Consider the following 14224-nt stretch of genomic DNA (forward strand, 5'->3'; position numbering starts at 1 on the left):
ATCATATTTGGATTCTCTGCTAAAATAAATCATGAAAAACATTAAATCAATATTAATTTTTCTTTCTCCATTTCTCATTGGTTGGATTGCTCTTTTTTTGGGTGCCTATGGAGTTACACCTTTTAAAACCTGATATGCTTGGGGTCAGGTCTTGAATTTTAGCCTTAGCCTATTTTGGACACTTGTAGACTAGGCTTTTCAGGCAAAATCCTTCCATCCCTTTGCTTTTAGCTATTCAATCTTTTTGTTGTTTTAACTGTGACTATTATTAGAATCTGGCCTTAATGAGATAAATGCCTTTTTATTTAGACTTGATATAGGATAAATGAAAACGCCAAAATTCAAGACCTGACCCCAAACACAAACATTTTTTTAAAACAAAACATGCCTTTAAATCTTACAAAATCCTAAAATAGGAGGTAAACCATGGAGTAAAATAATAATGTATCTAATCAAACTAATCAAAAGGAAGATAAATATATAACATTTAAAAATTTACTTGAAAAAGCTACAGAGTGCCCTATACGCAATTTGTATGAGGAAAATGGCTATTGGTATATAAATTTTGATTTACATAATGAATTATTTAAAGTAGCTCTTCCAATTGTTGAACAATATGACATTGAAGAATGAAATGGTATCTTACTTTCTACTTAAAAATCCCAAAGGAAGAAATAATTTTTGAATCTGATTTTTGTAATTTTTTTAAATCAAATAAAAAAACGATTGACAAAATAAAAAAAGAAATCCAAAGCGCTCCTGAAATTCTCAAGAAAAAGATAGAATGGTATCATTTGCAAATAGTGAATTATGAAAAAAATAAAAAAATAATTCTATTTAAACATTAATAAATATTTAAAGGCTGGGCTATAATTATAGCCCTGGCCTTTTTTGTTCTTAAATTAACATAAAAATTTCCTCAAAATCTTCATCCTGCATTATTTCCTGTGTTATCTCAAGTTTTTCTATAATTTTGTTTATAAACAGGACTAATTAATTGACACAAATTACTTATTTGTGGTATTATTGAACATATTTATTTTAAAATTCTGAAAATTTCAGCAAAAAATCAATAGCATACTAACTATGAAAGAGATAACGAGTGTAGTTATCTATTTTATAGTTAGTTTCGGTTTTACAGTTCTGTTTTTCTCTCTAAATGAAAAAAAAATATTCTTCTTTCCTTGTGACTATTTTAACGCTAGCAGTGGGCTATTTAATCACCAATTACGCAGTGGGAGGATTAATTTTTTTAGTTTTTTATAGGCTTGGCTTATCTTTACTCAAAAAAATTTTGTCTTCCTGGAAAGAATTGGCTATTTCTCTTATGTTATTAGGGATTCTGAGTTTCGTTTTCTATATTATTTTAATAGTGCATCCAATACTGCTTCCTGTAAATTTAGTTAGTTTTGGATTTTTTGCTCTGTCCTTGTTTCATATTCTTGATGTTGGAGGAAGAAAAAACTTTTTAAGAAAGATAGAGACACCAGTAACTGATTATTATCCTAAAGTTTCACTTCATATTCCAATTTATGAAGAACCAATTGATGTTGTAAAAAAAACTCTTTTTTCACTTTCAAAGCTTGAATGGCCTGATTATGAAGTTTGTGTTATTGTCAACAATACAAAAAAAGAAGAATTTTGGAAGCCAGTCAAAGAAATATGTGAAGTTCTCGGTAAAAAATTCAGATTCTTTTATCTGCCTGAATGCCCAGGATATAAAGCAGGAGCTTTAAATTTTGCTTTAAGTATTTCTAGCCCTGAGGCTGAAATAATTGGTGTTATTGATGCAGACTATGAAGTTGAGCCAGATTTCCTTAAAAAAACTGTGCCTTTTTTTAGAGATCCCAAGATTGCGATAGTTCAGACTCCTCAGGATTACAGAGAAGTTCCTCCATCAATGGAAGGCATATACTGGGCGTATAGATATTTCTTCTCAATTATAATGAATTCTAGCAATGAATACAATGCAGCCTCATTTATGGGTACCATGGGACTTATTAGAAAAAGGTGTCTTGAAGAGATTGGTGGTTGGGATGAAAAGATTATTACTGAAGATAGCGAAATTGGAATAAGAATTCATAACAAAGGTTTGAAGACTATATACATTGATAGATCATTTGGAAAAGGTCTTATGCCATTTACTTTTGGTTCTTATAAAAAGCAAAGATTCCGTTGGACCTTTGGAAATATGCAAACAATAATAAAAAATATTGGAAATCTTTTATCAAGGAAGCTAAATATTTCTCAAAAAATATGTTATTTTGGTTTAAATACTGTATGGTTTAATAATCTTTTCATTCCCTGGATTCTTTTATGTATCAGTATTTTTTTGGATCAACAGAACGCAGAAAAAATTTCATTATCCCTAATTGGCCCATTTGTTGGGTTTATTCTCACCAGTATTTTGGGTTTTCTTGTTGTCTTACCAAGATTTCATAATCTGCCCTTTGTAAAAGGTTTTTCAGCCTTACTGGCATATTTCTCATTAACATGGGTGATGTCTATTGCATGGCTTCTCTGTCTAATAAAGAGAGAACGAGAATTTTGGAGGACTCCTAAGATAAAAAAAGATATCAAATTTGCCGGATTTATTAAAGATGCATTTGCCAAAATAACAGTAATCTTTATTTCTCTTTTATTTGCTACCATGGCATTAATAAAAAAGTATTATCTTGTTGCAATCCTACTGACCACTACCGCAATAATATATTTACCCTCATTATTTGCATATAAATGGTTTAAAGTATACAAAAAAATAGAAAAAAAGCATATAGGGAACTCGAAAAATGCGCATTGGAATTGTTGCACCAGTTTGGAAGCCAGTGCCTCCTAAGAAATATGGCGGAACTGAACTTGTAGTTTATCATCTGACTGAAGGTTTAATAAAAAGAGGGCATGAGGTTACTTTATTTGCCTCTGGTGACTCAAAAACTTCTGCCAAATTATTTCCAATCATCGAAAAAAATCTTTATGAAATCTTAGGAGGATTTGATTGGAAGGAACTTTCTTATGATATTCTTCAGGGAGAAATAGTTGCCAAGTGTGCTCATGAATTTGAAATAATTCATAATCATAATGGTTTTGTTCCTTTAGCATTTACTTCTTTTATAAAAACTCCAGTAATAACAACGCTTCATAGCAGCCTTCCTCCTGAACCCAAAATTCTTGCAGAAAAATTTAAGGATAGATATTTTGTATCGATAAGTAATGCCCAAAGGCAACTTGCACCCTATTTAAATTACATAGCTACAGTCTATCATGGAATTGATATTAAAAAGTACCAGTTCAGCGAAAAAGAAGGAGAGTATCTTCTTTTTATGGCAACATTCTCGCCATATAAAGGACCCGATATAGCAATTGAGGTAGCAAAAAAAGCAAGACTTCCAATTATTCTGGCAGGAGAAATAAGAAATGAATTTAAAGATTTTTTTGAACAAAAAGTGAAAGCCTTTGAGGATAAAGAAAATGTGATTATTAAGGGAGAGCTGAGCCATGAGGAAAAAGTTGAACTTTTAAAAGGTGCAATAGCTCTTCTGATGCCAATAAGATGGAACGAGGCCTTTGGGCTCGTGATGATTGAGGCAATGGCATGTGGTACTCCTGTAATAGCTCCTCGCAGAGCAAGTGTTCCAGAAATAGTTGTGGATGAAGTTACAGGATTTATTGTATCTTGTGAAAATATGATAGATGAAATGGTTGAAAAGCTCAAACACATTCATAAAATTTCTCCAATTAAATGTAGAAATCATGTTGAACAGAACTTTACTGCAGATTTGATGGTCGAAAGATATTTAAAAGTTTATGAGAATGTTCTTAACATTCACCAACCATTTGAAATTTTAAAAAGGTTACCATTTTAAAAACTAATTCAAGTTGTGCAATGGTACTCCTGAGTTTCTTAGTTAACGTTCATAAACTAAAAACTCTTCTACAGATGTGATGTATTTGGATGTGTCTGTGATATGCCCTTTTTTGGAACATTATAAATACAAACTTTTTGTTGTTTATAAAAACTGATGCACCCAAATTTTGCAACAAAATATTTACGAACCATTCCCATAAACCGAAAAATAGAGATAGACACTCGTCACTGCGAGCCCCCCTGTTGCGAGCGATAGCGTGGCAATCTGGGGCGAAGCAGTCTCTAATAAGGCTTTATTGAAAAACAAAGTAGAGATTGCTTCGCATCCTTCGGATGCTCGCAATGACAGGAAAAAATACTTAATTTTGAAATGGTTATACCAATTATTGGATTTCTATCGCTATTTTTGGGATAAACCTCTAAGGCGTTTTGCCTCCAAGACTGCTATATAGCCTTTTTATATTATAGAAAATTTGATGTTTAGGGGTGGGAGGGTTTGAAATAGAGGAGGAGAGAATAAAGATTATGAGTAAACTTAATGATGAACAGAGGGAGATATTGAGAATATTAGTAGTTGATAAGAATTTATTCAGAAATTAAGAAAGTGCAAGAGAATTTTGTAGGCTAATCAAAAGCTGTAACTCATTGATTTAAAAATTTTTTTATTCATAATTTAATGAAGTGGGATAGAGGGGATTGCCAAGAATGCCTGACGGCAGGCTTGCAATGACTATGAGAGAAGATGCTTTCAATTGATAACTTTTTTGAGATATTATCACTCAGTCTTAAAATGCTTGCAACGATAACGAAAAATAGTTATATCAAATTTTGGATTTCTCTCTCTATGCATGGGGAGAGCCATTTATTTGAACACTATTTTCATTTTAGGGTATAATTTATTTTCAATTAGTTTTTTGGAGGGAATAATGAGGATTATTGTTTGCATTAAGCAGGTTCCAGATGTAACAGAGGTAAGAATTGATCCAAAAACAAATACCTTAATAAGAGAAGGTGTGCCAAGTATTATGAATCCCTATGATTTGCACGCTATTGAGGCAGCACTTCAGCTAAAAGAGAAGACAAACGGAAGAGTTACAGCAATTACAATGGGTCCACCTCAGGCAGAAGAAGTTCTAAGAGAGGCTATTTCAATGGGAGTTGATGATGCGATTTTGCTTACAGACAGAAGATTTGCAGGAGCAGACACTTGGGCAACTGCTTATACACTCTCAAAGGCTGCCAAAAAAATTGGCTTTGACCTCATTATATGTGGCAAACAGGCAATTGATGGGGATACCGCACAAGTTGGTCCAGAGATGGCTGAGTTTCTTGATATTCCGCATGTTTCTTATGTAAGAAAAATTGAAAGCGTTAGCCAATCTGAAATGATAATAGAAAGACTTATGGATGACTGTTATGAAAAAATTGCCCTATCTATTCCAGCCCTAATTACTGTTGTAAAAGAGCTCAATGTCCCAAGACCTCCTTCAATAAGAGGAAAAATGGCTGCCAAGAAGGCAGTTATTCCAAAATGGAATGCCGATGATATTGAAGCTGAAGAGGAAAACATCGGACTTAAGGGTTCTCCAACAATGGTTAAAAATATATTCGCACCACCTCCAAGAGGTGAAAGAACAATGCTTGAAGGCACACCTGATGAAATTGTTGAGAAATTAATCAGAGAACTGAGGAGGTTAGGATGCTTATAAAAATTGATATAGAAAAATGCACAGGTTGCGGAACATGCGTAAATGTATGTCCATTTGCAGCAATTATTCTCAAAGATGATAAGGCATTCATAACAGAAGCTTGTACACTCTGTGGTGCATGTGTTGACTCATGTCCTGAATCAGCAATCATAGATGAAAGAGGAAAAGAGGCAATAAGAGAGGAAGAATTCAAAGGTGTCTGGATTTTTGCTGAGCAATCAAATGGCAAAATTGCCTCAGTTGCCTATGAGCTTTTAGGAATTGGAAGAAAGCTTGCCGATGAATTAAATACAGAGCTCTCTGCAGTATTGTTCGGACCATCTCAGGAAGTTGAGGAGCTAATAAAATGGGGAGCTGACAAAGTCTACTATGTTGATTCACCTGACTACGCTTTTTTGGATGATGAGCTTTATTCAAAAACTTTAGTAAAACTTATACAAGAACAGAAGCCTGAAATACTTCTTGCAGGAGCGACAGCCATTGGAAGGTCATTTATTCCACGAGTTGCTGCAAGACTGAAAGTCGGATTAACAGCAGACTGCACTGGATTGGAGATAGATAAAGAAACTGGAAATCTTCTTCAAATCCGACCTGCCTTTGGCGGAAACATAATGGCAACGATTGTCTCTCCTACAAGTCGTCCACAAATAGCAACTGTAAGACCTCGTGTTATGAAAAGGGGAGAGTATAATGCACAAAGAACTGGAAATATTATAAAAATAGAGCCTCTTAACCCAAGTGGAAGAGTTAAAGTTCTTGAAAGAGTTCAGGATACATCTTTCTGTAAGGTCAACATTCAAGACGCAAAAGTAATAGTTTCAGGTGGAAGAGGCTTGGGAACAGAGAAGGGTTTCCAAATTCTTTGGGAACTCGCAAACCTTCTTGGAGGAACTGTTGGAGCATCCCGTGCAGCAGTTGATGAAGGCTGGATTCCATATGCCCATCAAGTTGGACAAACAGGAAAAACAGTTTGCCCGAAGTTATACATTGCTTGTGGAATTTCAGGTGCGGTTCAGCATTTGGTTGGAATGCAGTCAAGTGATATAATTGTTGCAATAAACAAAGACCCAAATGCTCCTATTTTCAATGTAGCCACTTATGGAATTGTTGGTGATGTTTATGAAATTGTTCCTCTGATGATTAAGAAGCTTCAAGAAGGAGTCTCTGAATGATAGCCTTTGTTTTTCCGGGACAAGGCTCACAATATGTTGGGATGGGAAAGGACTTTGCGGAAAGCAAAAGCGATATTTTCAAGAAAGCTGAAGAGGTTTTAGGATTTGACCTTAAAACTCTGTGTCTTCAAGGATCAGATAACGAATTAAATAAAACTGAGAATACTCAGCCTGCAATTCTTACTGTCTCCTATGCTTTGTTGAGGGAAGTTGAGGCAATCGGCATTAAACCAGATTATGTTGCTGGACATTCATTGGGTGAGTATACAGCCTGCCTTTGTGCTGAGGTTTTCTCCTTTGAAGATGCCCTGAAGATTACAAGAAAAAGGGGCAAACTTATGCAAGAAGCACAGCCTGAAGGCGCAGGCGCAATGGCAGCTGTTTTAGGATTAGATGAAAATACACTTAAACAGATATGTGATAGCATTGATACTTTTTATGTAGACCTTGCAAATCTCAACTGTCCCGGACAGATAGTCATTTCTGGTCAAAGGGAGGGGGTTGAGAAGGCTTCAGCAGCTGCAAAGGAAAGGGGAGCAAAAAAAGTTGTTCCCCTTGCAGTAAGCATTCCATCCCATTGTCTTCTCATGAAAGAGGCGGCTGAGAAATTAAAGGAGTTTTTAGAAGGATTTAGTTTTAAAGATGCTTCTGTTCCAATTGTAAGCAATGTGGATGCAAATGAACGCACTAAAGCTAAGGATATAATTGATGCTTTAATAAAACAACTCTACATGCCTGTAAGATGGCAGGATTGCGTAAGATATATGATTTCAAAAGGAGTTGATACTTTTGTTGAGATTGGTCCGGGTAAAGTACTTTCAGGACTAATCCGAAGAATAGAGCCAAGCATAAAGGTTTTCAATGTTGAAAACTTCAGTGACATAGAAAAACTTAAGGAGGCATTAAAATGAGAAAAAAAGTATCCATTGTAGGTGCAGGAAATGTAGGTGCAACGCTTGCTTTATTTGTTGCAAATAGCGGACTTGCCGATGTTGCTATTTTTGATATTGTAGAAGGCATGCCTCAAGGTAAAGCCCTTGATATTCTTCAGAATACAGCAGTTTTAGGCGTTAAAGCCAATGTTTATGGCACAAATAATCTTGAAGACCTTGCTGGAGCTGACATCGTTGTTATAACAGCAGGGCTTGCAAGAAAACCCGGAATGAGAAGAAAAGACCTGTTGATGGCTAACGCGGATATAGTTGGTGGAATAGTGCAAAAGCTAACACCTTTATGCCCAAATGCCATATACATTGTTGTAACAAATCCGATGGATGTTATGGCTTACTTGACTCTTGCAGTGTCAGGATTTTCAAGACAGAGAGTAATTGGAATGGGTGGAATTTTGGATTCTTCAAGATTTAAGACATTTATTTCTATGGAACTTGGTGTTTCTCCAAGAGACATTGAAACACTCGTGTTAGGTGGACACGGACTTTACATGGTTCCACTTGTTAGATTTACAACAGTTAAAGGCGTTCCTCTTTCTAAATGGCTTACAAAGGAAAGAATAGATGCTCTTGTCAACAGGACAAGGGAAGGTGGAGCAGAAATCGTTGCCCTTCTTAAGACAGGTTCTGCGTATTATGCACCAGCTCAGTCAACTTTTGAGATGATTAAGGCAATACTTCTTGATGAGAAAAGAATTCTGCCTTGCTCAGTATATCTTGATGGCGAGTATGGAGCAAAGGATGTATTTAACGGTGTTCCTGTTGTTCTCGGCAGTCAAGGTGTTGAAAAAATCATTGAAGTAGAACTTACAGAAGAGGAATTTCAAGCTTTTATTAATTCCACTGAAGAAGTAAAGGGAATGATAAACATTCTTAAGGAGGAGGGAAAAATATGATTGAGAAAACCCTTGTTATAATTAAGCCTGACGCAGTAAGTAAAAATCTAATTGGAGAGATTATATCAAGATTTGAAAAACAGGGTTTAAGAGTGGCAGCACTCAAAAAAATTAAGATGAGCAAAGAGCAGGCTAAAGGATTTTATATTGTTCACAAAGACAGACCCTTTTATGAATCCCTAACTGATTTTATGTCAGAAGGACCTGTTGTTGTAATGGTTCTTGAGGGCGAAGATGCTATAGCAAGAGTAAGAAAAATTATGGGAGCTACTAATCCTGCACAAGCAGAGGAAGGCACAATAAGGAAGGATTTTGCTGAAAATATTGAAAGGAATGCTGTTCATGGCTCTGACTCCTCTCAGTCAGCTGCTTATGAGATCCCTTATTTCTTTTCAGCTTTGGAAATTATTTGAATTTTAGCTAATTGTTGTGGTAATCTTTAATTTATGCGTGATTACAAAGATACATTAAACTTACCGAAAACTGATTTTCCAATGAAGGCTAACCTTGCTGAAAGGGAGCCTTCATTCTTAAAATTTTGGCAGGAAAATAAAATTTACGAAAAACTGCAGGAAAAGAATAAGAAGTCAGGTAATGGTCAGTTTATTCTTCATGATGGTCCGCCTTATGCGAATGGTCACATCCACATCGGGCATGCTTTGAATAAAATTCTCAAGGACATAATTGTCAAATATCATTCAATGATAGGGCAGTATTGCCCTTATGTCCCCGGATGGGACTGTCATGGTCTTCCGATTGAGCTTCAGGTTGACAAATCTCTTGGCAAAGACAAAGAAAAGATTGATATTTTCAAAAAAAGACAGCTTTGTAGAGAGTATGCAGAAAAATTTATAAACATTCAAAGGGATGAGTTTATTCGTCTTGGAGTATTTGGTTACTGGGATACTCCATACATCACAATGTCCAATGACTATGAGGCAACGATTGTAAGAGAGTTTTTAACCTTTGTTAAAAAAGGTTATGTTTATCGTGGCAAAAAACCTGTTTATTGGTGTCCATCATGTATCACAGCCCTTGCAGATGCAGAGGTTGAGTATGCTGAGAAAGAGTCTCCTTCAATTTTCGTTGCCTTTGAATTGATTGACAGAGGAAAAATTCCAGTAAATGATGAGCCTGTTTATATTGTTATCTGGACAACAACTCCTTGGACACTTCCTGCAAATTTAGCCCTTGCAGTGCATCCTGATTTTGATTATGTTGGTTTAAAAACTTCCATTGGTGTAATTATAGTTGTCAAAGAAGCAATTAAAAATCTTAAAGAAAAAATAGAGTTTGATGAGAAACCTATTTTTGAGATAAAAGGTGCAGATTTAGAGGGAATTAGGGCGAAACATCCTTTTATTGAAAGGGAGTCCATAGTTATTACAGCTGATTTTGTTGAAACAGGAGAAGGCTCTGGTATTGTTCATATTGCACCGGGACACGGTATGGAAGACTATGAAGCAGGATTAAAGCATGGGTTTGATATTTATGCACCTGTAGATGACAGAGGAAGATTTACTGAAGAAGTTCCATATTTTGCTGGTCAGAATGTTTTTTCAGCCAACAAAGAGATTATTGAACTGTTAAAGAATAAAGGAAATCTTATCTGGGAAGGTAAAATTACCCATTCCTATCCACACTGCTGGAGATGTAAAAAGCCTATCATATTCAGAGCAACAACACAGTGGTTTATCTCCATGAGTCACGAAAATCTAAGAGAAAGGGCTCTGCAGGAGATTGATAAAGTCCAATGGATTCCTTCGTGGGGAAGGGAAAGAATTTATTCAATGGTTGAAAGAAGACCTGACTGGTGTCTGTCCCGTCAAAGAAGTTGGGGTGTACCAATTACTCTATTTGTATGCAAAAACTGCGGATACATTATAAATGATGAAAAGCTTTTTGACAAAATATGTGAGCTTGTTGAAAAGGAAGGCTCAGATGTTTGGTTTAAGCTTCAACTTGATGAACTCCTGCCAAATTATTCCTGCCCCCAGTGTGGGGGAAAGGAATTTCAAAAGGAAAAGGATATCCTTGATGTTTGGTTTGACTCTGGAGTAAGCCACGCAGCTGTTTTAGAAAGAGATTCAAGACTCAGTTGGCCCGCTGACATGTATCTTGAAGGTAGTGACCAGCATCGTGGATGGTTTCAAAGCTCATTGATTGCTTCTCTTGGAAGCAAGGGAAGGGCACCTTATAAAATTGTTCTTACGCATGGCTTTACTGTGGATGGTCAGGGGCGGAAGATGTCAAAATCTCTTGGAAATGTGATAGCTCCGCAAGAAATAATCAAAGTAAACGGTGCTGATATTGTAAGGCTCTGGGTCTCTGCAGAGGATTACAGAGATGATATGAAGCTTTCTAAAGAGATTCTTTCAAGGCTTACTGAAGCTTACAGAAAGATAAGAAATACACTTAGATATCTTCTTGGCAATATATACGACTTTGATGGTAAAGATTATTCTGATAGCCTTCTTGAGATTGACAGATGGGCTATGATGAAGCTTCAAAAACTTATCAAAAAGGTAAGAAGAGCTTATGAAGAATTTGAATTTCATCAGGTATTTCATGCAGTTCACAACTTCTGTGTTACTGATATGAGTGCCTTTTATCTGGATATACTCAAAGACAGGCTTTATACATTTAAGAAAAACAGCCCAGAAAGAATGGCTGCCCAATGGGTTTTATACAACATTGCAGAGTCATTGATAAAATTAATTGCTCCAATTCTCTCCTTTACTGCTGAAGAGGCTTGGCAACATCTTCCATATAAGAAAGCTGAGAGTGTGTTTCTTTCTGAAATGCCTGAGATTAAAGAGGATTACATTGATGGAGAGCTTGAAAAAAGATGGGAAAAGCTTATTGAGATAAGAGATGAAGTAAACAAAGCCCTTGAGGTAAAAAGACAGGAGAAATTCATTGGTAACTCTCTTGAAGCAAAAATAATACTTAATGTGAACGAAGTTTTAAATGAATTTCTTAAACCCTATTTAGATTTTCTTCCAACTCTGTTTATCGTCTCTCAAACTGAAGTAAAAGTTGCAGATGTAGGCGAGAAAGAGTTTACCGTAGAGGTAGAAAAAGCTGAAGGACAAAAGTGTCAGCGTTGTTGGAATTATTCTCCAATGGTTGGCAATCTTGAAATATCTGATGTCTGTCCAAGATGCTATCATGTCCTTAAATCTTAAAAAGCCTTTTTTTATCATCTTTTTCATATATCTTTTAGACCAGTTTACAAAGTATCTGGCATTAAAATATCTTTCTCCTAACAGAATTATTGAAATTCTTCCATTTTTTAATCTTGTATATGTTGAAAACACCGGCACAGCATTTGGAATGTTTAAATTTCTTGGCTCAGGATTTTTTATACTCATAGCTTTAATTGCCACTGCCCTTTTGGTTTATATGTGCCTAAAAGACCCTAAAAATTGGTTTGTATACTCTTTAATAATAGCAGGCGCTTTAGGCAATATTACAGACAGAATTTTATACGGCTATGTGATTGATTTTATTGATCTTCATATTGGAGGACTTCATTGGCCTGCCTTTAATGTGGCTGACACTGCCATTAGTATTGGTATAGTGCTATTCATTTATCAAAGTTTCAAAAAATGAAAGTATATACTTATTCTGAGGACGAGACAAAAATTTTTGGGAAAATTATAGGCAGTTTTATTCAAAGGGAAAATATAAAGGTAGTTGCTCTTTATGGAGAAATGGGAGCAGGTAAAACAGTTTTTACAAAAGGAATAGCTTCAGCCTTTGGAATAGATGAAAAGGATATTGCAAGTTCAAGCTTTGTGATTATTTCAAATTATGAAGAAAAGGGTTTTTATCATATTGATCTATACAGGGTTGATGACCTCTCTAAGGAGGATTTAGGACTATGGGACTACTTTGATACAGGCACATGTGTGATAGAGTGGGCTGAGAGATTGACTGAGTTGCCTGAAAATTCATTAAAGATTAAAATAGATTTAGTTGATGAAAAAACAAGAGTCTTTAACTTGGAGTTGTAATGTTTAAAAAAGTCTCAATACTTTACAAAGAAAATGACAACAGAGCAATAGAGACAGCTTTAAAAATTCAAGAATGGCTAAAAAACAAAAAAAGTGATTGCCAGCTCTTTCATTCTGTAGGAGAGTTTTCAACTTTTACCCACTCAGAACTTGAAACCATCCGTTCTTCAGATGCTCTTTTAGTGTTAGGAGGAGATGGAACTATACTAAGCGTTTCAAGAATTGTAGGTGGAAAAAAAATTCCAATAATAGGCATAAATATGGGTAATCTTGGTTTTATAACAGAAGTCCCCCGCACAGAGGTTTTTGAATGCCTTGAAGAAATATTCTCTGGGAAATATGAAATAGAACAAAGGAGCATGCTCAGTGCAGAGGTTTTTAGAGACGAAGAGATAATTTCAAAATATCTTGGTTTGAATGACATTGTTATTGGAAAAGGCATTATGGCAAAAATTTCAGATTTTGACTTAATTATAAACGATACTTATGTTTCTACAATTAAGGCTGATGGAATAATAATTTCTACGCCAACCGGCTCAACTGCATATAATCTCTCAGCTGGTGGACCAATTCTTTATCCAACGCTCAAAGGACTTGTTTTTACTCCAATATGCCCCCATACGCTAACTGTTAGACCTGTTGTTTTGCCAGATGATTTTGTGATTGATATTGTGATAGCATCACCTGCTAAAGATGTGTTTTTAACAATTGATGGTCATATTGGCTTTCCATTAAGGAAGAACGATAAAGTTAGATGCAAAATAGCTGAAGAGAAAACTTATATCATTGCACCCATAGGACGAGATTATTTTAAGATTTTGAGGGAGAAGCTTAAGTGGGGAGAGAGATAGAAAGCATTGTTAACATATTGACATATTATAAATCTCTGGGTTTTAACGAATTACCTGCGAAGTTTATTGAGAGTTTTTTAAGAGCGCGAAAGCAATCTTATTTGTCATTGCAAGGAGCAACTACGCCGGTGAAGTCTCGTTCTTCTATACAGTCAGCAGGTTCAATGAATTTAAAAGATGAGATTTATATAGAAGCTGAGCTTGAAAAAATTAAAGAAGAAGTTGGCAAATGTACAAAGTGCCAATTAAGTAAAAGCAGAACAAATCCTGTTTTTGGTGAGGGAAACATCAAAGCGAGATTAATGTTTATAGGAGAAGCTCCCGGAGTAGATGAGGATAGGCAGGGAAGTCCATTTGTTGGAGAAGCTGGAAAACTGCTTACGAGTTTAATTCAAAAAATGGGCTTTAAAAGGGAAGAGGTTTATATCACAAATACTGTAAAATGCCATCCTCCAAATAATAGAGATCCGCTTGAAGAAGAAGTATCTTCGTGTTTTGAATATTTAAAAAAAGAGATTGAAATTATCTCACCGAAAGTAATCATGACGCTTGGTAAGGTTGCTACCTATGTTTTAATGGGAATGAAGGGGAAAATTAAAGATTTGGCAATATCAAAAATAAGGGGCAAAGTTTTTTCCTACAATAGTATTCCTGTGGTTCCAACATTTCATCCTGCATATCTACTAAGAAACAGAAAAGATAAATGGCTTACATGGGAAGATGCTCAAGAGGCATTAAAGTATATAAAGAATCATTCGTAGG

14 protein-coding genes are annotated in these 14224 nt (G+C 35.4%); all 14 read left to right on the forward strand.

Annotated features, from left to right (window positions below):
- Positions 1-31 precede the first annotated feature (31 nt).
- The 14 genes from ACYQ3P_RS10620 to ACYQ3P_RS10685 all read left to right on the forward strand — a co-directional run bounded on the left by ACYQ3P_RS10620 (position 32) and on the right by ACYQ3P_RS10685 (position 14223).
- Positions 32-133, forward strand: coding sequence for a cyclic lactone autoinducer peptide (locus ACYQ3P_RS10620; protein WP_460177845.1), 102 nt, complete (start codon positions 32-34; stop codon positions 131-133).
- A gap of 1026 nt (positions 134-1159) precedes the next feature.
- Positions 1160-2836 carry a glycosyltransferase family 2 protein gene (locus tag ACYQ3P_RS10625; protein ID WP_460177846.1) on the forward strand — a complete coding sequence of 559 codons (1677 nt, stop codon included), beginning with the start codon at positions 1160-1162 and terminating at the stop codon, positions 2834-2836.
- Entirely contained in the window at positions 2790-3863 is a 1074-nt protein-coding gene (locus ACYQ3P_RS10630) for a glycosyltransferase family 4 protein (RefSeq protein WP_460177847.1), read from the forward strand. The genes ACYQ3P_RS10625 and ACYQ3P_RS10630 overlap by 47 nt, the downstream gene beginning before the upstream one ends.
- A gap of 259 nt (positions 3864-4122) precedes the next feature.
- Positions 4123-4317 (forward strand): hypothetical protein, encoded by a 195-nt coding sequence (locus ACYQ3P_RS10635; RefSeq protein WP_460177848.1) that lies wholly within the window; start codon positions 4123-4125, stop codon positions 4315-4317.
- 474 nt (positions 4318-4791) lie between these two features.
- Positions 4792-5574, forward strand: coding sequence for an electron transfer flavoprotein subunit beta/FixA family protein (locus ACYQ3P_RS10640; protein WP_460177849.1), 783 nt, complete (start codon positions 4792-4794; stop codon positions 5572-5574).
- Positions 5565-6746, forward strand: a complete 1182-nt coding sequence (locus ACYQ3P_RS10645; protein ID WP_460177850.1) for an FAD-binding protein — start codon at positions 5565-5567, stop codon at positions 6744-6746. Before ACYQ3P_RS10640 ends, ACYQ3P_RS10645 begins: the two co-directional genes overlap by 10 nt.
- Positions 6743-7657: an ACP S-malonyltransferase gene (fabD, locus tag ACYQ3P_RS10650; protein ID WP_460177851.1), complete on the forward strand. Its 915-nt coding sequence runs from the start codon at positions 6743-6745 to the stop codon at positions 7655-7657. The genes ACYQ3P_RS10645 and fabD overlap by 4 nt, the downstream gene beginning before the upstream one ends.
- A complete protein-coding gene (gene mdh, locus ACYQ3P_RS10655; RefSeq protein ID WP_460177852.1) occupies positions 7654-8592 on the forward strand; it encodes a malate dehydrogenase in 939 nt (312 codons plus the stop codon). Before fabD ends, mdh begins: the two co-directional genes overlap by 4 nt.
- Positions 8592-9005: a nucleoside-diphosphate kinase gene (gene ndk, locus ACYQ3P_RS10660; RefSeq protein WP_460178085.1), complete on the forward strand. Its 414-nt coding sequence runs from the start codon at positions 8592-8594 to the stop codon at positions 9003-9005. The genes mdh and ndk overlap by 1 nt, the downstream gene beginning before the upstream one ends.
- A 33-nt stretch (positions 9006-9038) precedes the next feature.
- Positions 9039-11780, forward strand: a complete 2742-nt coding sequence (gene ileS / locus ACYQ3P_RS10665) for an isoleucine--tRNA ligase (RefSeq protein WP_460177853.1) — start codon at positions 9039-9041, stop codon at positions 11778-11780.
- The gene (lspA, locus tag ACYQ3P_RS10670; RefSeq protein WP_460177854.1) at positions 11764-12207 is read left to right on the forward strand and encodes a signal peptidase II; all 444 of its coding nucleotides are present in this window, start codon (positions 11764-11766) and stop codon (positions 12205-12207) included. The genes ileS and lspA overlap by 17 nt, the downstream gene beginning before the upstream one ends.
- Positions 12204-12611, forward strand: coding sequence for a tRNA (adenosine(37)-N6)-threonylcarbamoyltransferase complex ATPase subunit type 1 TsaE (gene tsaE / locus ACYQ3P_RS10675; protein WP_460177855.1), 408 nt, complete (start codon positions 12204-12206; stop codon positions 12609-12611). The genes lspA and tsaE overlap by 4 nt, the downstream gene beginning before the upstream one ends.
- Complete coding sequence (locus ACYQ3P_RS10680) at positions 12611-13462, forward strand: NAD(+)/NADH kinase (protein ID WP_460177856.1); 852 nt, start codon at positions 12611-12613, stop codon at positions 13460-13462. Before tsaE ends, ACYQ3P_RS10680 begins: the two co-directional genes overlap by 1 nt.
- Before the next feature lie 164 nt (positions 13463-13626).
- Complete coding sequence (locus ACYQ3P_RS10685) at positions 13627-14223, forward strand: uracil-DNA glycosylase (RefSeq protein ID WP_460177857.1); 597 nt, start codon at positions 13627-13629, stop codon at positions 14221-14223.
- Position 14224: the final 1 nt, after the last annotated feature.

It is taken from the genome of Thermodesulfovibrio hydrogeniphilus (assembly GCF_054657355.1).